Raw genomic sequence first — 20,827 nt, forward strand, 5'->3', positions numbered from 1 at the left:
GGCGCAAGCTTTCCTGTGACTTTCCTTGTATAGTCGGCGCTTTGCGCTACAGTGCTTTCATCACGCACCGGGGAGTCTCGCATGCCGCTGACACTGACCTTTACCGATACCGATGAATTGCTGATTGCCGCCTTGCACAAGCGTGCGCGCGCGCATGGGCGCAGCATCGAAGACGAGCACCGCGACATCCTGCGCAGCGCCTTGCGGCCGCTGCCGAAGCGTCCGCTCGACGATATTTTGCGCGGCATGCCCGACGTGGGGTTCGATGCGGATTTTGAGCGCCACCCCTGAGCCATGCCGGCTTACCTGCTCGATACGGATGTGATCCTTGCAGCGCGCAAGGGCGGCGCCGCACCGGCGGGCGTGGCCGATTTTTTCGAACGTGTGGCGCCCGAGGCGCGCTATGTGCCGGTGCAGGTGATCGCGCAATTGCGCGCCGGCATACAGCGCAGCTGGCGACGCGAAGCGGCGCTGGAAGCACTGGCGCTGGAAGGCTGGCTGGAAGCCGTGCTGGCGGAGTATGCGCCGCGGCTGCTGGAATTCGACCTCGATTGCGCCCTCGTGTGCGCGCGCCTGCATGGCCGCGGCCACGCGCATGGCGTCGATGGACAGATCGCGGCGATGGGCATCGCCTATGGCTTGACGGTGGTCAGTGGCAGGCTGGACAGTTTCGCGGCGCAGGGGCTGCGCCTGGAAAATCCGTTTAATTGAGGCTTACTGCGGCTTGTTGTCTTCGTCCGCAAGGGGATCTTCAAACGGGTCGGCGGCGGGAATCGTGTATTTCTCTTCGGCCCAGGCACCCAGGTCGATCTGTTTGCAGCGTTCCGAGCAGAAGGGGCGGAATTTGTTGGCTTCAGTCCATTCGACTTTGGCGGCACAGGTAGGGCAGTTAACGACGGTCATGATGGGGCAAATAAGTAACAGTTAAAAATTACAGAGCGTGAGCTCGAACGGGACATCTTCTTCCAGCGGCTTGGGTTTCAAGTCGCCGCCCTGGGTAGTGAAGCGTACCCACAGCATGTATTTGTTGGCGGAAATTTCCGGGATGGCCCCGCTGTTTTCATCCAGGCTCAGGCGCAGCATCTGGTACACCTTGCCTTGAAGCATTTGCTGGTAACTGCCGCCATTGGCGATCAGTTTAACGGGTCCGCCGGAATCGCGCAGCAGGCGCAAGACGAGGGCCAGCGCATCGAACAGGGGCGCCAGCGGGGCAAACCACGCGTGGATATCGGTCAGGCGCTGTTCCGAGCTGCGTTTTTGCCAGGCAAAATACGACGGCAAGTCGAATTCGCAGGCGCCGCCCGGGATGATGGTGCGGCCACGGATGCTCATCAGCCATTCATTGTCGCGGATATTCTGGCCCGTCTTGCCTTGCGCCGCCACGAGGGCGCCGCTGACACTGTCGAGTTCACCGAGAATGGCGTCCAGGGTTTCCGGTTCCACGTTCGGATTGCTGCGGTAGCCGAGCAGGCTTTGACGCTGGCGCTCGAGTTCCTGCAGCAGGTCGGACTTCAGGTCGGCGCGGCCCGCCACTTCGAGCATATCGAAAATAGTTGCCAAGGCAACATGGTGTTGCATTGCATGCTCTTGCTGGATGAAGAACTTGAATTTGTCGTACAGGTCTTCCAGCCGCAACAAGGTACGTATGCGTTCGTTGAAAGGGTATTCGTAGACAATCAAAATAATTCCCTTAAGTAAGGACCTGCAAACAATCCCGTGATTTTGAACCAAGCGTCGACAAATTACAAACGTTGCGGGGCCATTCCAGCCATTCTTTTTGAAAATGCCAGATATAAATCGTGCAACTGGGCAATCTGCGGTGCCAGGGACGCCAAATCGCCATTATTGTCGATCACATCGTCCGCCGCCGCCAGGCGCATGGCGCGTGTAGCCTGCGTGGCCATGATGGCTTTGACTTGTTCTTCCGATAAGCCATTGCGCGCCATCACGCGCGACACTTGCAGGCTTTCCAGGCAATCGATGACCAGTACCCGGTTGACCCTTTCCACCCAGCCACCGGACTCGACCAGCAGTGGCACGGCAAAGATCACGTAGCTGCCCGTCGCTGCTTCGGCCGCCGCCAGGGTGGCCTGGCGAATGCGCGGATGCAGGATGGCTTCCAGTTTCGCCTTGGCCGCGGCGTTGGAAAACACGAGGTTGCGCATTTTTGTGCGGTCGAGGGCGCCGCGCGCATCGGCGTAGTCGGCGCCAAATTCCGCCACCAGGGCCGGCATGGCCGCGCCATTGGGCGCCGTCAGGCTGTGGGCGATCTGGTCGGTATCGACGATGGAGGCGCCGCGCGCGGCGAACATGTCGGCCACCGTGCTCTTGCCGCAACCGATGCCGCCGGTGAGTCCGACGCTGAAATAAGGGACGTTGTGTAGTTGCATGTATTTATCCATAGGGGCGCAGTGCTGCGCCGGTCAGCCAGTCAGGCCTAGCGTGAGGCGCGACAGGGGCGTGCCGTACAGCAGCGCGATCAAACCAGCCGCCGCCAGATAGGGGCCGAACGGAATCGGCTTGTCGCGTCCCCGCTTGGCAAACACGATCAGGCCGATTCCGACCACGGCGCCCACCAGCGACGACAACAGGATGATCGTCGGCAGCATGGTCCAGCCCAGCCACGCACCGAGCGCCGCCAGCAATTTGAAGTCACCATAGCCCATTCCCTCCTTGCCTGTCGCCAGCTTGAAGGCCCAGTACACGGCCCACAGTGCCAGGTAACCGGCGGCCGCGCCGATGACGGCGTCTTGCAGGGGCACGAAAGTGCCGTTGATATTGACCAGCAAGCCGGCCCACAGCAGGGGGAAGGTGAGGTCGTCCGGCAGCATTTGCGTATCGGCATCGATGAAGGTCATGGCGATCAGCAGCCAGGCAAATACAAGCGTGGCGAGACCCGTCCAGCCGCTGCCGAAGTGCCAGATCAGGAGGGCCGACAGCGCGCCCGTCAGCAGCTCGACGAGCGGATAGCGCATGGAGATCGGCGCCTTGCAGGCGCTGCACTTGCCGCGCAGCAGCAGGTAGCTGAGGACGGGAATGTTTTCCATGGCCGTGATGCGGTGGCCGCAGGCGGTGCAGTGCGAGTGCGGCAGCATCAGGTTGTAGCGGTCCGTGTGCGGCAAGGGCAAACCGTTTTCTTCCGCCACGTAATTATCGGAATCGCGCTGCATCATTTTCGGCACGCGGTGGATCACCACGTTGAGGAAGCTGCCGACGATCAGGCCGAACAGGGCGGCAACGAGGGCGACGGGCAGGTTGCCGGGCGCGGCGAACAGCAGGGTATCTTGCAGCATGGTGGAGTTGTCTGAGGTGATGATGTTGCCGCGCAAACATTGCCTGGCACTGCCGCAGTGTAAAACATCTGCCAGCGCATGGGGACGTTTTGCATGGATCGATCTTCAAATCACGGCCCCCAGCTTGAAAATCGGCAAATACAGGGCGATCACGAGGGAACCGACGAGTACGCCCAGCACCACCATCAGCGCCGGTTCCAGCAGGGTCGAGAGCGTGGTTACGGTGGCGTCGATGTCGGCCTCGATGATGTCGGCCGCGCGCGACAGCATGGCGTCGAGCGCGCCTGATTCCTCGCCGATGAGGGCCAGTTGCGTCAGCAGCGGGGGGAACACGCCGCTGTGTTCCATGGCCAGGGCCAGGCTGCCGCCGGCGCGGATTTCACGTTCGATGCGCGTTGTCGCTTCCTGGTACAGCGCGTGGCCGGAAGCGGCGCCCACGAGGCCGAGTGAGTCGAGCAGCGGCACGCCGGCGGCGAACATGGCGGCCAGGGTGCGCGTCCAGCGGGCGATCGCCGCCTTGCGCAGAAGGGGGCCAAACACGGGCAGCTGCAATGCCCGCAGTTGCAAGTTGCGCCGCAAGGCGGGCCAGCGGCGCCAGGCCAGGTGCAGCAGTACGCAAGCGAGCACGAGCGCCGCCAGCAAGGCCAGCCAATAATGCACGAGGAAGGCGGACACGCCCATGACGATGAGGGTGGGCAGCGGCAACGGGGCGCCGAAGCTGTCGAAGACCTGGCGAAAGGCGGGCACGACGACGCTCATGATGATGGCCGTGACGACGATGGCGACGAGGACGATGACCAGCGGATACATCAGCGCGCCGCGCACCTGCCGCCGCAGGGCGATGGCCTTTTCCTGGTGCGTGGCCAGGCGCGCCAGCAAGTCCTGCACGATGCCGGCCTGTTCGCCCGCGGCCAGCAGGTTGCAATACAGCTCGTCAAACAGCAGGGGGAATTGGCGGAATGCTTGCTGCAGGCTGCTGCCCGCTTCGATATCGTGGCGCAAGTCGCGCATCAGCTCCGTGACGGCGGGTTTGGCATGGCCCTTGCCGGCGATGTCGAAGGCGTGCAGCAGCGGCACGCCAGCCGCCATCATGGTCGACAGCTGGCGCGTGAACAGGGCGATATCCTTGCGCGTGATGGCCTTGCCTGGCGCGGCGCGCGGGGTTGTCAGCTTGCTGGCCAGGATGCCCTGGCGTCTGAGCGCGGCCCTGGCAGTGGTGGCGTTGGCCGCGCGCAAGATGCCCTCGACCGCTTTGCCATGGCGGTTTGTGCCCTTCCACGCAAAGCGCCGTTCGGCCGCCATGTGCACCTCCTGCCGTCACGGTAGCAGCGCCGGGCAAAAGCACCAGCGGTGCTGGCGGCAAGCTTGATGTGGCTCAGCCTTTCGTGGTTTGCACTTCCGTCTGCACAACGGCCTGGGCCTTCACGTCGGCCGCATCTTCCTCGTCGCTGTCCGTGCCCTTGCTGATGCTTTCGCCATCGTCGCGGCGCAAGGTCCAGAAGGTCAGCGAGGACAGCACCGTCAAGGCTGCCAGGGTGAGGAAGGCGTGGTGCAGGGCCGTGCTGAGCATGGCGCGGTCCGACTGTGGCATGTCGCCCAGGTACCAGCCCGTGATCAGCGAACCGAAGGCGAGGCCAAAGCTCATCGACAGTTGCTGCATCGAGCTGGCGATGGTGCTGGCCATGCTGGAGTCGGCCTTGTCGACGTCGGCATACGCGATGGTATTCATGCTGGAAAACTGCAGCGAATTGAAAAAGCCCATGCACAGGCTGATGGCGACGATCACGTACAGGGGCGTGCCCACGCCCACCTGCGAAAACATGGCGATGGTGACGCCGATCAGCACGGTGTTGACGATCAGCACCTGGCGGTAGCCGAAGCGGGCCAGCACGCGCGCGGAAATGAATTTCATGCCCATGGCGGCTGCGGCCGACGGCATCATCAGCAAGCCCGATTGCCACGCGGGCAAGCCCAGGCCCAGCTGGTACAGCAGCGGCAAGAGGAAGGGCAGGCCGCCCACGCCCAGGCGCGTGACGAAGCCGCCCACCACGGAGACCCGGAAGGTGCGGATCTTGAACAAGGTCAGGCGCAGCAGCGGGTGCAGCACCTCGCTTGAATGCCAGGCATACGCGGCCAGCAGGCTGATGGAAATGAACAGCAGCACGGCAAACGAGGTGCCATCGATGCGGTGTTCGCCGAAGATTTCCAGCAGCCATGACAGCAGCGCGATGCCCGTGCCGAACAGCACCAGGCCGATCAGGTCCAGCGGACGGGGCTTGTCGCCATAGTAATCGGGCATGTAGCGGTGCGCCAGGTACAGCGCCACAAGGCCGACAGGCACGTTGACGAAGAAAATCTCGCGCCACGACAGCCAGTGCACGATCAGCCCGCCCACCGTGGGACCCAGCAAGGGGCCGATCAGGGCGGGGATGATGACGAAGTTCATGGCCGCCAGCAATTGCGACTTGGGAAAGGTGCGGATGATGGTGAGCCTGCCCACCGGCATCATCATGGCCGCGCCCACCCCTTGCAGCAGGCGTGCGGCCACCAGCATGGGCGCATTCACGGACAGGCCGCACAGGATGGAGGCGATGGTAAAGATGGCAACAGCGGCGGAAAATACGCGCCGCGTGCCGAAACGGTCGGCCATCCAGCCGCTGATGGGAATGCATACGGCCAGGCTCAGGATGTAGCTGGTGACGACGGCCTTCAGGCTCAGCGGCGTCACGTTGAGGCTGGCGGCCATGGCGGGGATGGCGGTGTTGACGATGGTGGAGTCGAGTTGCTCCATGAACAGGGCGGTGGCGACCACCCAGGGAAGGTAGCTTTTAATCGGGGAACTGGTCATGGATGCGAGCCTGAGGAGGAAAAACGGAGCCGACAGTACGACGAATTGTCACATAAATGGCGCAGGCGTGCCGCCCGCGCCCTTCATTTTGGCAGCTTGCCGGGGGCCGAGTCCATGGAACATTTGTTCTATGGCAATAGATTGCGTACACGGCTAGCATGTGTTTTCCGGTCTCTTCCTTCCCCGAAAGTCACATCACATGAAAAATGCACTTACTTTCCTTGCCTTGGGCGCGGCCCTGTCCGCATGCGGTGGCGGCAGCGATGGCGGCACGCCGGAAGCACCGGTTACGCCACCTGTCGTGGTCACGCCCGTCGCCGATCCCGTGACGCTCGCCTCGCAAGCGGTCGCGGCCCAGGCTGGCCTGGCCGTGATCGCCGGCGCCAATGCGGACGAGACGGTGTATGACGTGGCCGCCGATATCGGCGACACGTGGCGCATCACGTTTGACAACGCCAAAAAAACGTTCAGCATCAAGGTCCTGTCGACGCAATTCAACTTGAGCGACCGCAGCGGCACGTTCAGCGCCACGTCCACCGGCAATATCACCACATATACTGGCACCGATTTGAGCCTGAGCGTCGACGCGCGCACGCGCTTGCTGACGGGGACTGTGAAACTGGGCGGCATGAATTCCAGCGTCAGCGGCAGCGGCTATGCCGCCACCGACGTGGCCAAGCTGGCCGGCAGCTATATCTTCCTGGGCGCCATGCGCAATGCCTCGAACGGCGGAGACCGTTTCAATCCGAAAGGCAGCCTCAAGGTGGCGGCCGATGGCAGCGCGCAACTGTGCAACGGCGGCGTGTTCAATGCGCAAGGCGTGTGCTCCGCCGTATCGCCGCAGCTGGAAGCGGAAAATGCCAGCCTGACTTTGGTCCGTGATGCCGCGCGCGGCCTGATCGTCGCCCGTCAGGGCCAGCAGGATTTCGGCATTGTCCACGTGCATGCGGGGGACCGGGGGCTGGCGCTGTTCATCGACCGCTACAGCCGTAACCAGCAGAACGTGCTGCGCGTGGGCACCATCGTTGCCACCAAACAGCAAAAGATCGGCACGGAAATCGCCGGCAGCTACGCCTGCGCGGCGCCGGGCATCAGCGCGAAGATCGTCGTGGCCGGCAGCACCGCCACCATCACCAACAACACCGCCGGCAAGACGCACGCCGAAACCATCACCGTCAACAAGCTGGGCCTGGGTGCGCAAGCTGTCGATTTCGATGGCATCGCCGTGTTCAAGGACCCGGCCGACGTGCCGGCGGATTATTCGATGTTCATGCCGGTGTCGTCGAGCATGGCGGTCGAATTTTCGACCGACCGCTCGTATATGGGCACGTGTCTGAAAAATTAAGGGGTGCTGCCACGTGCCTGTGTGAGTAGGTCGGGTTAGCCGGAACGGCGTAACCCGACACCACCATTAGCGTGGCAGACGTTCCAGTGCATCCATCAACGGCATCGCCGCATCGGCAATCCGCTCCAGGCTGGCATCGCGCAGGGCGGCGGTATCCACCATGTGGCCGGAGTCCAGTCCCGCCCAGCGCAGCAGCGCCGAACACGCGGCGGGCGTGTCGAACATGCCGTGCAAATAGCTGCCGAGGATTTGCCCGTCGCCCGACACGGCGCCTTCCGGCCGCCCATCGATGACAAAGGCCGGCTGCGCCAGCGCCGCGCCATGCGAGACGCCCATGTGGATTTCATAGCCTGCCACGGGCGCATCGGCCGCGCCGGCAAACGCGCAGTGGCCGCTCACCTGTTCCAGCCGCTTGTCGCTTGTCAGCTCCGTCACCATGTCGAGCAGGCCCAGTGCCTTTGACTCTCCCGCCGCGCCTTCCACGCCCAGCGGATCGCGCACGCTTTGCCCCAGCATCTGGAAGCCGCCGCAAATGCCGAGCACCTTGCCGTCGTAGCGCAGGTGTTTTGCCAGGTAGGCGGGCCAGCCTTGCTGCTGCAGCCAGGCCAGGTCGCCGCGCGTGTTTTTACTACCGGGCAGTATCACCAGGTCGGCCGCCGGAATCGGCTGTCCCTGCTGGATGAATTGCAGGTCGACCTCGGGGTGGGCGCGCAGCGCGTCGAAGTCCGTGTGGTTGCTGATGCGCGGCAGTTGCGGCACCACCACCTTGAAAGCGCCCCGTTCGGCCTGCATCGCTTCGACGGCATCCTCCGCGTCGAGGAACAGGCCTTGCAGATATGGCAGCACGGCCAGCACGGGTTTGCCCGTTTGCTGCTCAAGCCACTCGATGCCCGGTTGCAGCAGCGAGATGTCGCCGCGAAAGCGGTTGATGACGAAGCCGACGATGCGCGCCCGTTCGCTGTCGGACAAGCACGCCAGGGTGCCGATGATGTGCGCGAACACGCCGCCCCGGTCGATGTCGGCCACCAGGATCACGGGGCAGTCGACTGCTTCGGCAAAGCCCATGTTGGCGATGTCGCGCGCACGCAGGTTGACTTCGGCCGGGCTGCCCGCGCCTTCGACGACGACGGCGTCGTATTGCTGGCGCAAGCGGGCGTACGATTCCAGCACGGCGCCCATGGCGATGGTTTTATATTGCTGGTAGTCGCGCGCATCCATCTCGGCGCGCACCTTGCCGTGGATGATCACTTGCGCGCCCGTGTTCGACGACGGTTTCAAGAGCACCGGATTCATGTCCGTGTGCGGCGCGATGCCGCAGGCCAGCGCCTGCAAGGCTTGCGCGCGGCCTATCTCGCCGCCATCGCTGGTCACGGCGCTATTCAAGGCCATGTTTTGCGGCTTGAACGGCGCTACCGTCACGCCACGGCGTTTCAACAAGCGGCACAGGGCTGCGACGACGGTGCTCTTGCCCGCGTCGGATGTTGTGCCCTGCACCATCAGGGCGGTGAAGGGACTCTTCATGCCTGCCGCTCCTGCCACTGCGCGATGATGTCGCTGATCTGGCGCAGCCCTTCGGTAATCGCCGCCGGGCCTGGTGACAGGATGTCGGGCGACTTGATCTCGAACAGCATGTCATTGCGTACTGCGGGAATCGCTCCCCAGCCCGGGCGTGCCGCCAGTTGCGCCGGCTGGAACTTCTTGCCGCACCAGCTGGCGAGGATGATGTCGGGCGCGCGCGCGACCACGTCATGGGGATCGGCGATGATGCGTTCCTTCGCGCCCGGATGCGCGGACAGTTCCGGGAAGGCGTCCGTGCCGCCGGCGATCTCGATCAGTTCCGCCGCCCAGCCGATGCCGCTCATCAGGGGATCGTTCCACTCTTCAAAGTAAATCACGGGCTTGCGCGTCCAGAGGGCGGCGCGGGCGCGGGCTGCGGCGATGTCCGCTCGCAGGCTGGCGATCAATGCGTTGCCCGCCGCCTCGCGCTGTACCAGCGCGGCCAGCACGGCGATCATGCGCAGGATGCCGTCCACCGTGCGCTGGTTGAACTGGTGCACTTCGATGCCGGCCTTGACCAGGTCGCGGCAGATATCGGCCTGCATGTCGCAAAAACCGATCACGAGATCCGGTTTCACTGCCAGGATGCGTTCCAGGTTCGTGGACGAAAAGCCGCTGATCTTGGTCTTTTCCTCACGCGCGCGGGGAGGCCGCACGGTAAAGCCGGAAATGCCGGCGATCGTGTCTTCGGCGCCCAGCGCGTACAGCGTCTCCACGGCTTCCGTCGACAGGCAGGCGATGCGCTGGTAGTGACTCATTGAGCAGCCTTGGCGCGGCGCTGGCGGGCCATTTCCAGCTGTTCGCACATGGCGGCCGTGCCTTCGATCATGCGCGGGCCGGCGCGGTTCAGCAGGTCGCCATTCAGGCGGAACAGATTATTTTTGCGCACGGCCGTCATCGATGGGAAGGCGCGCCACATGGCCAGGCCGCCTTCGCTGCGCGGATCGCTTTTTTCGCTGGTGCCGAAGATGACTTCAGGGTCTTCCTGCAGCACGCCTTCCGGGGTGACGACGGGCGCCACCACCTTCATCGCGGCGAACACATTCTGGCCACCGCACAGGCGCATCGAATCGCTGATGATGCTCGCGCCGCTCAAGGTATACAGAGGTTTGTCCCACACCTGGTAAAACACGCGCACGGGCGGGCGCTGCGCGTATTGCGCCGTCAGGCTGGCCAGCTTGGCGCGTAGCTGGGCGGCGGCCGGTTTGGCGGTTTTTTCCGTACCCATCAACTGGCTTAGGCGCTCCATGCTGTCGGGGATATCGGCCAGCTTGCGCGGTTCGCTGTGATAGATCGGCACCTTCAACTGGCGCAGCATGGCGATCTGGCGTTCGGCGCTGCCATGCATCCACACGACGATCAGGTCCGGCTTCATGGCGATGATGCGTTCCATGTCGTACTGGCGGTTGTCGCCTACCTGCGGCAGTTTCTTGGCCGCTTCCGGGTAGTCGCTGTAGCTGACGACGCCGGCGATCTTCTCGCCGCCGCCGGCTGCGAACAGCAGTTCCGTCACGTGCGGCGCCAGCGCCAGGATGCGCTGTGCCGGTTTTTCAACGGTGACGACATTGCCGTCATCGTCGCGCACGGTGATGGCGGCGTGCGCCTGCAACGAGATCAATCCAGCCAGCAGCAGCGATATTTTCAAGATTTTCATGTGTGCTTCCATGTGGTAAGGGCCTGCTGCAGGCGCAGCCAGGCGTGTTCGTCGGGGGGCAGGCCAAGGCGGATGCCGTGGGCCGCGTGGCGGAACAGGCGTACCCAGATGCCCGCTTCCGCCATGTGGCGCCAGAACGCTTCGGCGCGTGCTTCCGGCCACCATTGAAACAGCGCCGTGCCGCTGCTGGCAATACTGTGCGCGGCCAACAACTGGCGCAGGCGCTGGCCTTCGCCGCGCAGGCGTTCGCGCATCGCGCCCTGCCAGTGCGTGTTGGTGAGCGCCGCCAGCGCCACCTGCTGCGCCGGGCCGCTGACGGTCCATGGCCCCAGCATGTCGGCCAGTTGTGCCAGCAGCGCGGAATGGGCGGCGACAAAGCCCAGGCGCAGTCCCGCCAGGCCAAAGAATTTGCCCACAGAACGCAGTACGATCAGGCCTGGCTGGCCCGTATGCGGACCGAGGCTGGCGTGCGCTTCCGTGTCGCCAAACGCTTCATCGACCACCAGCCAGCCGCCGCGCGCGGCCAATTTACCTGCCCACTCCAACAGCAGTGCCGGGGCGATGCGCTCGCCCGTGGGATTGTTTGGATTGCAGACGACCAGCACCTCGCAGCTATCCACCGCATCGGCCAGCTGCGCATACGGCACTTGGCGTAATTCGTGACCATGCTGGCGCCAGTGGTGCGCGTGTTCCGCATACGACGGCGCGGCCACCGCGACGCGCGACGGTGCGCGCAGCCGGGGCAGGGCCTGGATGGCGGCCTGCGTGCCCGCCACGGGCAGCATGGCCGGCGCGTCGTAGTACGCGCAGGCGGCAGCGGCCAGCGCGGGATCGGCTTCCGGCAGCCGGTGCCAGGCGTTGGCGTCGGGTGCTGGCGCTGCATACCAGTGCGGGTTGATGCCCGTCGACAGGTCGATCCAGCCGGCGATGGGCCGTCCATATTCTCGCGCGGCGTCGCGCAGGTTGCCGCCATGTTCAAGCAAGGTATTTTCCCTTCAGGTAGTACAGGCCCGCCAGCAGCGCTACCCAGATCAGCCACAGCACGGCCGTTTCGGCCACCAGGCGCCAGGCGCGGTCGATGTCGCGCGCTTCGGCGGGACGGCCGGTTCCCAACGGCGGGCGGCGTTCCAGTTCGCCGTCGTAGATGGCGTCGCCGCCCAAAGCCAAGCCCAGGGCGCCGGCGCCGCTGGCCATGACGGGCCCCGCGTTCGGACTGCCCCAATTTGGCGCCTGGGTGCGCCAGCAGTGCCACGCGCGCTGTTTGTCTGCCATGCTCTTGCCCAGCAAGACATATGACAGGGCCGTCAGGCGCGCCGGCAGGTAATTCAAGATGTCGTCGATGCGCGCGGCGCAGCAGCCGAACCAGTCGTAGCGTTCGTTGCGGTAGCCCCACATGGCGTCGAGGGTGTTGGCCAGCCTGAATAGCACGGCGCCGGGGCCGCCCGCCACGGCAAACCAGAACAGGGTGCCGAAGACGGCATCGTTGCCGTTTTCCAGCAAGGATTCCGTGCTGGCCTTGGCCAGGCTGGCCGCGTCGGCATTGGCCGTGTCGCGGCTGACGATGCGCGCCGTCAGCAGGCGCGCCTTGTCCAGGTCATCGATGGCCAGGGCGTCGGCAATCGGTTGATTGTGGTCGCGCAGGCTGCGCAGGCCCAGGCAAAGATAGAGCAGGAAGACGTGGAGTGCCGCACCGGCCAGGCCGCACAGCCACCAGGCGGCATAGCTGATGGGCAGCACGGCCAGTGTCCACGCCAGCGCGCCGCGCAGGAAACGCCGACGGCCCCGGTTCAGCAGGTGCTCGAGCGCGCCGGCGAGGCGGCCAAAGCCGACCAGCGGATGCCAGCGGCGCGTTTCTCCCAGCAGCATGTCGAGCAGCACGCCGGCCGTCATCAAGGCGGCCAGCATGGGCAGCGACAGGCCACTCAGCATGGGCCGCCTTTCAGGAACAAGGGCAGGCCGGCGGCGACAAACACGGCCTTGTCGCACACGGCCGCCACGGCCTGGTTCAAGCGGCCTGCCTCATCGGTAAAGCTGCGTGAGATGGCGCCGTAAGGCACGATGCCCATGCCCACTTCATTCGATACGAGAACGAGGTCGCAATCGGTCTCGCCAATTTCGGCCAGCGCGTACAGCAGGTGGGCGTGCTCGCTGTGGAACAGTTCGGGCAAGGTGATGTCGCCCACGTCCGGATATGTCTCGCCGCTGGAAAACATCAGGTTCGTCAGCCACAGGGTCAGGCAATCGACCAGCAGCAGGCGGCCAGGCGCTGCTTCGCGCAGGATGGCGTCGCCCAGGCGCAGCGGTTCTTCCAGGGTTATCCACTCGCCCGGGCGCTGCGCACGGTGATGCGCGATGCGCGTGGCCATTTCGCCATCGCCCGCCTGCGCGGTGGCGATGTAGAGTACTTCCTTGCCGGACTCGCGGGCCAGCTTTTCCGCATGGGCGCTCTTGCCGGAACGGGCGCCGCCGAAGACCAGGGTGCGCGTCATGGCGCTGTTACCACTCGGTGCCGATTTGTGCACCGATGCCGGCCGCATACGCATGCTTGACGACGGCCATTTCGGTGACGGTGTCGGCGATCGCGATCAGTTCGTCCGGCGCGCCGCGGCCCGTGATGACCACGTGCTGCATGGCCGGACGTTCCAGCAGGTCGGCGATGACCTTGTGCACGTCGAGGTAGTTGTACTTGAGAGCGATATTGAGTTCATCGAACAGCACCAGGCCATAGCTTGGGTCGGCCAGGAAGGTCTTCGCCTGCTCCCATGCCAGTTCGGCTTTTTCGATGTCGCGTTCGCGGTTCTGCGTTTCCCAGGTATAGCCTTCACCCATCGCATGGAAACTGATTTCGTGGGGGAAGCGGCGCAGGAATTTCTCTTCGCCCGTCGACATGGCGCCTTTGATGAACTGCACCACGCCCACTTTCATGCCGTGACCCATGGCGCGGATGGCCATGCCGAAGCCGCTCGAACTCTTGCCTTTGCCATTGCCCGTGTTGACGATGATGATGCCGATTTCCTTGTCGGCCTTGGCGATGGCCGCGTCGATGATGGCCTTCTTGCGCTCCATGCGCACGCGGTGGCGCTCGTTGATGGCGGCGGTGTCCGCGTCTGCAGGTTTGTTATCGCTCATTGTTGATCCTCTTTTGGTATGAATATCTTGCGTTTGCCGTGGTCGATGATCTCGATAGGGTGGCCCAGGTAGTCGCCAAGGATGGACGCCTGCATCACGTCCGCCACGGGACCGGCCAGCCAGCCGCCGTCGCCCATCAGCAGCAGCGCGTGGGTCGAGACGCTGTGCGCCAGGTTCAGGTCATGCCCCACCATGACCACGGTTTTATTCTGTTCGCGGCACAGCCTGGCCAGCAGGCCCATGACGCTGACCTGGTGCGCCAGGTCCAGCGCGTTGGCTGGTTCGTCGAGCAGCAGCAAGGGCGTATCCTGCGCCAGCATGGCGGCGATCGCCACGCGCTGGCGTTCGCCGCCGGACAGGCTGCGCACGTCGCGCTCGGCCAGGTGCTCCACTTCCATCGAGGCCAGCGCCGCCAGGGCGATGCGCTGGTCGTCGCTGCCTTCCCAATAGTGATTGTCGTGATACGGGTGGCGTGCCGACAGCACCGTTTCGATGACGCGGTACGAGAACGCATCATGCCGCGCCTGCGCCAGGAAGGCCCGTTCCCGGGCCAGCTCTTCCAATGGCCAGTCGATCAGGGCGCGGCCCTGTATCGTCACGTGGCCGGCATCGGGTTCGCGCAAGCCGGCCAGGGTGCGCAGCAAAGTGCTTTTGCCGGCGCCATTACGGCCGATCACGCTCCAGCATTCCCCATCCCTGATTTGCCAGATGAGGTTTTCCACGAGGGAGCGCGTGCCCGCCTTCAAGCCGAGTTGGTAGGTGCGGATCATGCTCTTTTCATCCCCTGCGCAAGCGGTGCAATTGGTACAGGAAGACGGGCGCGCCTATCATGGCTGTCACCACGCCGACGGGCAACTGCAATGGCGCCAGCACGGTGCGCGCCAAGGTATCGGCCAGTACGAGGAAAGTGCCGCCGGCCAGTGCGGCGGCGGGGATCAGCAGGCGGTGGTCGGGGCCACAGGCAAAACGCAGCGCATGCGGCACGATCAGGCCGACGAAACCCACGCTGCCGGCGCTGGTGACGGCGCTGGCCGTGAGCAGGCCGGAACAGAAGAACAGTCCCTTGCGCAGGGCGCCCACGCGCACGCCCAGCGTGCTGGCCGCTTCCGCGTGCAACGCCATGACGTTCAGCGAGCGCGCGCAGCGCAAGGCAAAGATCATGGCGCCGGCCAGGACCAGCCACGGCATCAGCCGCGCGGGTGCGCCGGACAGGTCGCCGATCATCCAGAACACCATGCTGCGCAAGCGGCTTTCCGGGGCGATGGACAGCATCAGGGTGACGATGGCCATGCAGGCCGAGGCCAGGATCACGCCCGTCAGCAGCAAGAGCGAGGCGCCGCCTTCGGCCGCCGTGCCGCCGCGCAGGTCGCGCCGGGCAAAGAAGTACAGCAGCATGGACACGCCGACGGCGCCGGCAAAGGCGGCCGCGTCGACGACCCACAGCGCGCACATGAACAGCAGCGCGGCCAGCGCGCCAACGGAGGCGCCGGCGGAAATGCCCAGCACATACGGATCGGCCAGGGGATTGCGCAGCAGCGCCTGCATCATCAGGCCGGCCAGCGACAGCGCCGCGCCGGTGACAAAGGCGGTCAGCGCGCGGCCCAGGCGCAAATCGAGCAGGGTGGCGGCGAGGGTGTCGGTCTTGCCCTGTATGACATGGAGCAGGGCGGAAGGCAGGTCGGCGAGCGGAATCGCGATCGAGCCGATCATGCCGGAGAAAATCAGGCTGGCAATCGCGCACACGATCAGCACCGTGAGGATCACGGTGGCGCGGTGGCGCATATTGCGGAAAAATGGGTGCATGTACTGCCTTAAAAACGGGGACTGCAGAACTGCATCTGCGGGCGATGACAACAATGCCATCGCCCGCAGCTTACATCATTACTACGTGCTTATTTCATGCCGTAGCGCACACCGACGAAGACTTTCGAGCCTGGTGTCGCGTAGAAGCGGGCCAGTTCGTAGTCCTTGTTGGCGATATTGTTCCAGCGTGCCAGCACCGACCAGTCGCGGGCGAACTGGTAGGTGGCGTACAGATTGACCAGGCCATAGCCGCCCAGGACGTTCTTGTTGGCGGCATCGTCGAAACGCTTGCCCGACAGCTGCCATTCGGCGCCCGAGGTCAGCGCGCCCAGCGTGTAGTCGACGGCGAAGTTGGCATGCTTCTTGGCGCGGCGTACCAGTTGCTTGTCCTTGGTTTCATCGCGTGGATCTTGCAGGTCGATGTTGCCGCTGACGTTGAACGCGCCGAACTTGCGTGCGCCCGCGATCGTCAGGCCTTCCAGCAGCGCCTTGTTGACGTTGTAGGCGCAGCCGTAGCCTGTGAACAGCGGATCGGGACAAGGCGAGGTATTGACCAGCAGGTCGGTGACCTTGTTGTGGTAGTAGCTGGCGCTCAGTTTCGACACGCCGTCGTCGTAACGCAGACCCACTTCGACGTTGCGGCCCTGTTCCGGCTTGTTCGTCGCCAGGCCATAGCCCGGGTAGTACAGTTCATTGAAGGTCGGTGCGCGGAAGCTGGTGCCGTAGCTGGCGCTGGCGCGCAGTGCGTTGGTGATGCGGTAGCCGTAGGCGACGCTGCCCGTGTTGTGCGTGCCGAATGCGGAACTGTCGTCACTGCGGCCGCTGATGTTGAACAGATGCGCGCCGCGCACCATGTTGTACGCCGCTGCGAAGGACTTGGTATGGCGTGCGCCCGTGACTTCCGGCGTGCTGCTCGACGTGACGTCTTCATCGCGGTAGCTGGCCAGCAGCTGCAGGTTGTCGCGTCCGATGCGGATGTCGTTCTGCCAGGTGATATCGGTCTGCTTGGTGTCGATCTGGCTCTTGCCCCACGAGTCGGCGCTGCTGTCGTCGCCCGACTTGTCGCGTGCTTCCGCATAACGCAGTTCGCTGGTCCAGTTGGGCAGGAATTCGTTCTTCGTGAAGACCGAAATGTTTTCCAGTTTCTGGTTGCTGCGCGCATCGTAGCCAGGACCCGCGTCGTACTGGGCTTTCAGCTTGCTGTTCAACAGGACCAGGCCGACTTCATGGCCCTTGGCCATCTGATAGCCGAACTGGCCGCTGAAGCTTTCCTTGTCGTAGCCGTCTTTGTCCGGATTGTAGGTGTACTCAGGCGATGCACCGACCTTCGAAGCCGAGAAGCCATCCGATTTTTCCTTGCCAGCCGCCAGCGCATAGCTGAAGCTGTTCGGACCGCCGGTGGAACCTGCCACCTGGGCTTCGACCTGGCGCGTGTTGTTGCTGCCGTAACCGGCGAAAGCAGAGACGCGCGTGGCGCCGTCGCCTTTCTTCGTGAAGATCTGGATCACGCCGCCGATGGCGTCCGCACCGTACATGGTGCTCAGTGGGCCGTAGACGATTTCAATGTGGTCGATGCTGGAAAGGGGCAGGGCGCTCCAGTTGGCCGTACCCAGGGTGGACGAACCAATGCGCACGCCGTCAACCAGCACGATATTCTGGTTGCTGTTCGCGCCGCGAATGAAGACGCTGGCCGCGGTGCCTGCGCCGCCGTTGCGCGCCACTTCGATGCCGCGTTGTTTTTGCAGCAGGTCGACAATCGAGCTGGCGCCCGAGCGCGTGATGTCGTCCGAGCTGATGGTCTGCGTATCGCTCAATACTTCGCTCAGGTGCTGCGGGTAGCGGCTGGCGGTGACGACGACGGGATCGAAGGTGTCTGGCGTGGCTTGGGCGAAAGCGGCAGGCGCGGCAATGGCTAGCGCGAGCGACGTGAGCGCCGCGTGGCGGGAAACAGCATGGGTCATGATAATTTTCAGTAAGTAATATGCAACCAGCCGACGTCCCCGTAGGCCAGATTGAACAGAAGTGGGAACTGAAGATGACGATCGAAGATGGCCACAGGAGCCATTCGGATCGCGAACATCCCCGTTCGCACACTTCCACCTGTCCTGGCCGGTATCCGGGCTGGCAAGTGCGGCTATCCCACCTTCCCATGCTCGATGATTGCAAGCACAGTGGTTGTCAGAGATAGCTTGTCGCCCGCATCCTGTCGGGAGGGGCGACACTTGCTTACCGTTGCGGGGGCAGCACACGTTCGCCGCGAGCGCGGCATCGTGTTTCCCGTTTAACTGCGCTCATGGACATGAACGCGGGCACCAAAACCCCGCCATTATACGTGCAGCGGACGTGGACTGAAATGGCTGGCTGGACGATTCGATATCAGAAATCGACGACGACCGTCGCACCGTAGGCGATTTTATGGGCGGAACGGGCGGCCAGCAGGGCCGTTTCCTCGAGTGGCAGCCGCGCTTGCAGTGCCGACAGCAGGCGGATGGTGCCCGCATGGCAGATGATGATCGCCGTTTCGTGTTGTTCGCGCAACAGATCACCTAAAAACGCATCGACGCGGGCGGCCATCGCCAGCACATTCTCGCCCCCGCCGGGGCGGTACCAGGCCAGGTCGGCCGCCCAGGCATCGATTTCCACGCGCGCAATTGCGTGCCAGGGCTGCATTTCCCAGGCGCCAAAATCCATTTCGGCCAGCCGCGCGTCAAGGTGCAGGGCGCTGGATGGCAAGTCTTGCGCCAATGCTGACGCCAGATTGGCGCAGCGGCGCAGTGGACTGGCGTAAAGCGGAACGCCGGCCGGTAAAGTCGCTTGCAGGCTGGCGCGCACGGTGGCCATTTCGTGCGGCGCCACCGCCACGTCGCTGCGGCCATAGCAGGTGCCGCTGGTCACCTGCGGCGTGGGGTGGCGAACGAGGATCAGGCGCATGCTTGTTCAGTAGAAGCGCAATGGAGGCTGGAAGCTGGAAAGAATGGCCAGGTAAATCGCTACTTCCGCCACCTGCTGCACGGCACCGAGGCAGTCGCCCGTATAGCCTTGCAGGCGGCGCTGGCATTTGCGGCCCAGCCAGAATGCGGCCGCTGCCGCCGCCACGATGGCAAAGACCAGCGTGGCCCAATAGAATATTCCCAGCAGGCCGCAGACGATGGCGGGTAGCAGACCACAGACGGCGGCGATGATGAATTCTCCCGTGGTCATCTCCTGCGCCATCGGCTTGGCCTTGCCTTCATCGCGTGCATAATCCATGACCCAGATCAGCGAGACGGCGGCCAGGCGCGAAAGCGGATGGGCGATGAACAAGGTTGCCACCACCGTGGCAGGCGGCAGCGAAACGAGCGCCGCGCATTTGATGGCCAGCAGGCACAGGATGCCGATGGCGCCATACGCGCCGATGCGCGAATCCTTCATGATTTCCAGCACCCGCTCGCGCGTCAGGCCGCCGCCAAAGCCGTCGCACATGTCGGCGAAGCCGTCTTCATGAAAGGCGCCCGTCAGGTAAATGCCGGCGGCGACGGCCAGCAGCACGGCCACCGCCGAAGGCAAGAGCCAACTGGCCAGCAGATACACGGCGCCGGAAATGGACGCCACCACGACGCCGACCAATGGAAAGTAGCGCGAAGCGTGCTGCAGCCAGACTGGCTGGAAGCCCACCCAGTGCGGGATGGGCAGGCGCGTGAAGAACTGCAGCGCGATGAAGAAAAGGCGGCACTGGTGGATGGCGGCGGAAACGGGATTGGCCATGGTTTTAGTCTGGCGTGGACTTTTCGCTGACCTGGGCCGAGGCAAACGTCGCCATTTCGCGCATGAAATTGACGGCCGCGTGCAGCAGCGGCAAGGCCAGCGCCGAACCCGTGCCTTCACCTAGGCGCAAATCGAGCTGCAGCAGTGGACGCGCGCCCAGGCTGGCCAGCAACTGGCGGTGGCCGTTTTCATCGGAGCAGTGCGAAAACACGCAGTAATCGAGGATGGCCGGCTGTAAACGGGCTGCCACCAGCAAAGCGCTGCTGACGATGAAGCCGTCGATCAGCAAAATCATGCGCCGTTCGGCCGCTTTGAGCATGGCGCCTGCCATCATGGCGATCTCGAAACCGCCAAAGGTGGCCAGCACGTCGAGCGGCTCGTTGACTGCCGCATGATGGGCGACAGCCGCTTCGATCACCTGCTGCTTGTGGAGTACGCCTTCTTTCGACAGGCCGGTGCCGGCACCCACGCAGTCGGCGACCGATGTTTGCGTCAGCTTGTGCATCAGCGCGGCGGCGGACGTGGTGTTGCCAATGCCCATTTCGCCAAAGCCCAGCACATTGCCGTCCAGGGTGGCGACCAAGTCCATGCCCGCCTGCATGGCGGCCAGACATTGTTCCTGGCTCATGGCGGGTTCTTTGGCAAAGTTGCGGGTGCCGGGGCCTTGCTTGCGATCTAGCAAGCCGTCGCGCGGGCCGAAATCGTGGTTCACGCCGGCGTCTACTATATATAGGACGCAATCTGCCTGGCGGGCGAAGACATTGATGGCGGCGCCGTTGCCGAGGAAGTTCTCCACCATTTGCCAGGTCACACTTTGCGGGTAGGCGGAAATGCCTTCGGCGACGACGCCATGGTCGGCCGCGAAAACGATGATGGCAGGCTGGTGCAATGCCAGTTGCGTGCTTTGCTGGATCAGGCCGATCTGATGGGCCAGGGTTTCCAGCATGCCGAGGCTGCCCAGCGGCTTGGTCTTGCTATTGATGGCATGTTCGAGGGCGCTGGCCAATGTTGCGTTGGCGGTCGGTGAAATGTGTGGGATAGGCATGGGAATCTATATGGATGAGGCAGGGTATGGTTGGCACTACGATATCACACAGCAATATTTGCCCAGATGCAAATTAGCGCTTGCGGGTCGCGCAGGGCAGGGCTATAATTCGCCCCCTCGCTGAACGACGCATGCAAATGCCAAGTAAAGCAGGGTGAAAAAAGAAGGTTGACGAAATGCTGCAAACGCTTCATACTCTTCCTTCTTCGCAGCTGACAAACACAACGCTTTGTCGATAGCGCGAGAGTAGTAAATAAGCAGTGCCGAATACAGTTCTTTAAAAATTAACAGTCGATAAGTGTGGGCATTTGATGTAGTGCAGCGATGATCTTCGGATTGTCGTAATACTTAAAATATCAAATGTTCACAAGAAATAATGAAATAGGCGCTACGAAAGTAGTGGCCTGTC

22 protein-coding genes and 1 riboswitch are annotated in these 20,827 nt (G+C 63.6%); of the genes, 3 read left to right on the forward strand and 19 right to left on the reverse strand.

Translation table 11 applies throughout. From position 1 onward, the window contains the following. Positions 1-81: 81 nt before the first annotated feature. Together GYK42_RS16005 and GYK42_RS16010 are read left to right on the forward strand one after the other, a co-directional pair. Complete coding sequence (locus tag GYK42_RS16005) at positions 82-291, forward strand: FitA-like ribbon-helix-helix domain-containing protein (protein WP_166448274.1); 210 nt, start codon at positions 82-84, stop codon at positions 289-291. A gap of 3 nt (positions 292-294) precedes the next feature. Continuing rightward, positions 295-711: a type II toxin-antitoxin system VapC family toxin gene (locus GYK42_RS16010; protein WP_166448275.1), complete on the forward strand. Its 417-nt coding sequence runs from the start codon at positions 295-297 to the stop codon at positions 709-711. Positions 712-714: 3 nt separating this feature from the next. On the opposite strand, the gene yacG is transcribed toward GYK42_RS16010, so the two are convergent. The 6 genes from yacG to GYK42_RS16040 all read right to left on the reverse strand — a co-directional run bounded on the left by yacG (position 715) and on the right by GYK42_RS16040 (position 6,141). Continuing rightward, on the reverse strand, positions 715-906 hold the full coding sequence (gene yacG, locus GYK42_RS16015; RefSeq protein WP_034748814.1) for a DNA gyrase inhibitor YacG: 192 nt from the start codon (positions 904-906) through the stop codon (positions 715-717). 18 nt (positions 907-924) lie between these two features. Continuing rightward, entirely contained in the window at positions 925-1,680 is a 756-nt protein-coding gene (zapD, locus tag GYK42_RS16020; protein WP_034748811.1) for a cell division protein ZapD, read from the reverse strand. Positions 1,681-1,742: 62 nt separating this feature from the next. Continuing rightward, entirely contained in the window at positions 1,743-2,390 is a 648-nt protein-coding gene (gene coaE / locus GYK42_RS16025; RefSeq protein WP_166448276.1) for a dephospho-CoA kinase, read from the reverse strand. Between the two features lie 33 nt (positions 2,391-2,423). Then, positions 2,424-3,293, reverse strand: a complete 870-nt coding sequence (locus tag GYK42_RS16030; protein ID WP_166448277.1) for a prepilin peptidase — start codon at positions 3,291-3,293, stop codon at positions 2,424-2,426. Between the two features lie 105 nt (positions 3,294-3,398). Next, entirely contained in the window at positions 3,399-4,595 is a 1,197-nt protein-coding gene (locus tag GYK42_RS16035) for a type II secretion system F family protein (RefSeq protein ID WP_166448278.1), read from the reverse strand. A 73-nt stretch (positions 4,596-4,668) separates the two neighbouring features. Beyond that, positions 4,669-6,141 carry a DHA2 family efflux MFS transporter permease subunit gene (locus GYK42_RS16040; RefSeq protein WP_046683341.1) on the reverse strand — a complete coding sequence of 491 codons (1,473 nt, stop codon included), beginning with the start codon at positions 6,139-6,141 and terminating at the stop codon, positions 4,669-4,671. A 199-nt stretch (positions 6,142-6,340) separates the two neighbouring features. On the opposite strand from GYK42_RS16040, the gene GYK42_RS16045 reads away from it, so the two are divergent. Beyond that, positions 6,341-7,486, forward strand: a complete 1,146-nt coding sequence (locus tag GYK42_RS16045; protein WP_166448279.1) for a hypothetical protein — start codon at positions 6,341-6,343, stop codon at positions 7,484-7,486. Positions 7,487-7,552: 66 nt separating this feature from the next. Here the strand turns inward: GYK42_RS16045 and GYK42_RS16050 are convergent, their stop codons facing one another. The 13 genes from GYK42_RS16050 to cobT all read right to left on the reverse strand — a co-directional run bounded on the left by GYK42_RS16050 (position 7,553) and on the right by cobT (position 20,418). Continuing rightward, positions 7,553-9,007, reverse strand: a complete 1,455-nt coding sequence (locus tag GYK42_RS16050) for a cobyric acid synthase (RefSeq protein WP_166448280.1) — start codon at positions 9,005-9,007, stop codon at positions 7,553-7,555. Then, positions 9,004-9,801 (reverse strand): ABC transporter substrate-binding protein, encoded by a 798-nt coding sequence (locus tag GYK42_RS16055; RefSeq protein ID WP_166448281.1) that lies wholly within the window; start codon positions 9,799-9,801, stop codon positions 9,004-9,006. Before GYK42_RS16055 ends, GYK42_RS16050 begins: the two co-directional genes overlap by 4 nt. Then, the gene (locus GYK42_RS16060; RefSeq protein ID WP_166448282.1) at positions 9,798-10,697 is read right to left on the reverse strand and encodes a cobalamin-binding protein; all 900 of its coding nucleotides are present in this window, start codon (positions 10,695-10,697) and stop codon (positions 9,798-9,800) included. The genes GYK42_RS16055 and GYK42_RS16060 overlap by 4 nt, the downstream gene beginning before the upstream one ends. Then, the gene (gene cobD / locus GYK42_RS16065) at positions 10,694-11,680 is read right to left on the reverse strand and encodes a threonine-phosphate decarboxylase CobD (protein WP_166448283.1); all 987 of its coding nucleotides are present in this window, start codon (positions 11,678-11,680) and stop codon (positions 10,694-10,696) included. Before cobD ends, GYK42_RS16060 begins: the two co-directional genes overlap by 4 nt. Continuing rightward, positions 11,673-12,626 carry an adenosylcobinamide-phosphate synthase CbiB gene (gene cbiB / locus GYK42_RS16070; protein ID WP_166448284.1) on the reverse strand — a complete coding sequence of 318 codons (954 nt, stop codon included), beginning with the start codon at positions 12,624-12,626 and terminating at the stop codon, positions 11,673-11,675. Before cbiB ends, cobD begins: the two co-directional genes overlap by 8 nt. Continuing rightward, positions 12,620-13,186, reverse strand: coding sequence for a bifunctional adenosylcobinamide kinase/adenosylcobinamide-phosphate guanylyltransferase (gene cobU, locus GYK42_RS16075; RefSeq protein ID WP_166448285.1), 567 nt, complete (start codon positions 13,184-13,186; stop codon positions 12,620-12,622). The genes cbiB and cobU overlap by 7 nt, the downstream gene beginning before the upstream one ends. A gap of 7 nt (positions 13,187-13,193) precedes the next feature. Then, positions 13,194-13,826 carry a cob(I)yrinic acid a,c-diamide adenosyltransferase gene (cobO, locus tag GYK42_RS16080; RefSeq protein WP_166448286.1) on the reverse strand — a complete coding sequence of 211 codons (633 nt, stop codon included), beginning with the start codon at positions 13,824-13,826 and terminating at the stop codon, positions 13,194-13,196. Then, positions 13,823-14,596 (reverse strand): ABC transporter ATP-binding protein, encoded by a 774-nt coding sequence (locus tag GYK42_RS16085; protein ID WP_166448287.1) that lies wholly within the window; start codon positions 14,594-14,596, stop codon positions 13,823-13,825. The genes cobO and GYK42_RS16085 overlap by 4 nt, the downstream gene beginning before the upstream one ends. A 7-nt stretch (positions 14,597-14,603) precedes the next feature. Beyond that, entirely contained in the window at positions 14,604-15,629 is a 1,026-nt protein-coding gene (locus GYK42_RS16090) for a FecCD family ABC transporter permease (protein WP_166448288.1), read from the reverse strand. Positions 15,630-15,718: 89 nt separating this feature from the next. Next, on the reverse strand, positions 15,719-17,590 hold the full coding sequence (locus GYK42_RS16095; RefSeq protein ID WP_166448289.1) for a TonB-dependent receptor domain-containing protein: 1,872 nt from the start codon (positions 17,588-17,590) through the stop codon (positions 15,719-15,721). Between the two features lie 129 nt (positions 17,591-17,719). Continuing rightward, positions 17,720-17,961: riboswitch (cobalamin riboswitch) on the reverse strand. A gap of 44 nt (positions 17,962-18,005) precedes the next feature. Beyond that, positions 18,006-18,560 carry a histidine phosphatase family protein gene (locus tag GYK42_RS16100; RefSeq protein ID WP_166448290.1) on the reverse strand — a complete coding sequence of 185 codons (555 nt, stop codon included), beginning with the start codon at positions 18,558-18,560 and terminating at the stop codon, positions 18,006-18,008. Positions 18,561-18,566: 6 nt separating this feature from the next. Next, positions 18,567-19,373, reverse strand: a complete 807-nt coding sequence (locus GYK42_RS16105) for an adenosylcobinamide-GDP ribazoletransferase (RefSeq protein WP_166448291.1) — start codon at positions 19,371-19,373, stop codon at positions 18,567-18,569. Positions 19,374-19,377: 4 nt separating this feature from the next. Beyond that, positions 19,378-20,418, reverse strand: coding sequence for a nicotinate-nucleotide--dimethylbenzimidazole phosphoribosyltransferase (cobT, locus tag GYK42_RS16110; RefSeq protein WP_166448292.1), 1,041 nt, complete (start codon positions 20,416-20,418; stop codon positions 19,378-19,380). Between the last annotated feature and the right edge of the window lie 409 nt (positions 20,419-20,827).

Origin of the sequence: Janthinobacterium lividum (assembly GCF_011601275.1) — a bacterium.
Lineage (GTDB): Bacteria > Pseudomonadota > Gammaproteobacteria > Burkholderiales > Burkholderiaceae_D > Janthinobacterium > Janthinobacterium lividum_E.